The organism is Nocardioides panacisoli, from assembly GCF_039537325.1.
In the GTDB taxonomy this organism is placed as follows: domain Bacteria; phylum Actinomycetota; class Actinomycetes; order Propionibacteriales; family Nocardioidaceae; genus Nocardioides; species Nocardioides panacisoli.
Window position 1 is genome coordinate 1 of record NZ_BAABAH010000033.1, and the last position, 1,377, is coordinate 1,377.

Sequence of the window (1,377 nt, forward strand, 5' to 3'; positions counted from 1 at the left end):
TGAATCGCCCCGGGTCTGATGGAGGCTCTCAATCCATGGAGGATGAGAGTCATGGCAGCACCCAGGAAGTACCCCGACGAGCTGCGTGAGCGGGCCACCCGGATGGCGGTCGAACTGCGGCAGGATCCGGAAACAAGGAACGGCGCGATCCAGCGTGTGGCCGAGCAGCTCGGGATGCACCCCGAGACCCTGCGCAACTGGGTCCGCCAAGCCGAGATCGACGAGGGTGTCCGCCCGGGCACCACGAGCACCGACGCGCAGCGGTTGGCCGAGCTCGAGCGCGAGGTCCGCGAGCTGCGGCGGGCCAACCACATCTTGAAGACCTCGGCGGCTTTCTTCGCGGCGGAGCTCGACCGCCCCACCACCAAGTAGTCGCCTACATCGACGCCCACCGCCACGACGTGGTCGAGGGGCGCGAGGTCGGGGTCGAGCCGATCTGCGCGGTGTTGAAGAACGCCGGCGTGCAGATCGCCCCGAGCAGCTACTACGCGACCAAGTCCCGGCCACCGTCGGCACGTGCAGTGCGTGATGCGGAGCTGGTCGCCGACATCAAGGTCGCCCACAAGGCGAACCTCGGTGTCTACGGTGCGAGGAAGATCCACGCCGAGCTCAACCGCGAAGGCGTCAGCGTGGCCCGGTGCACGGTCGAGCGGCTGATGCGGCAAGAGGGGCTTCGTGGGATCCCGCGGGAGAAGACGCGCAAGACCACCATCGGCGACGGCGCGGAGACCGAGCGGCCCGAGGACCTGGTCAAGCGGAAGTTCGTCGCGACCGCACCGAACCAGCTGTGGGTGGCCGACCTGACCTACGTCAGGACCCATGCCGGCTGGACCTACGTCGCGTTCGTCCTGGACGTCTTCAGCCGGATGATCGTGGGCTGGCAGGTGTCGACCAGTCTGCGCACCGACCTCGCGTTGGACGCCCTCGATATGGGCCTGTGGAACCGACAGCGCGCGGGCCAGGACGTCACCGGCCTGACGCACCATTCGGATAGGGGCGTTCAGTATCGAGCGATTCGCTACACCGAGCGGCTCGCCGAGGCCGAGGCCGTCGCATCGGTGGGGAGCCGGGGCGATTCGTATGACAACGCGATGGCCGAGGCGCTGAACTCGCTGTTCAAGGCCGAGTGCATCCGCAACCCGGTCATGCGGCCTAAGGGCGGCTGGAAGAACGTGACCGACGTCGAGATCGCCGTCGCCGAGTACGTCGACTGGTTCAACCACCGACGCCTGCATGGCGAGATCGGCCTGGTCCCGCCCGCCGAGCTCGAGGCCAACCACTGGGCCGCAGTCAGGTCCGAGAACTACCCTCAGACACCCGTCCCGACCGGGGCTGGTTCCAAGTAACCGAGCCTCCACGAAACCCGGGGCGATTCAG

1 protein-coding gene is annotated in these 1,377 nt (G+C 67.5%); it reads left to right on the forward strand.

What is annotated here, in order from left to right; translation table 11 throughout:
* Positions 1-51: 51 nt before the first annotated feature.
* Positions 52-1,346 (forward strand): IS3 family transposase gene (locus ABD709_RS21360; RefSeq protein ID WP_344779084.1). Its coding sequence is split into 2 segments (ribosomal slippage): positions 52-331 and positions 331-1,346, totalling 1,296 coding nucleotides; the frame shifts between segments, so codons are not numbered across the junction.
* Positions 1,347-1,377: the final 31 nt, after the last annotated feature.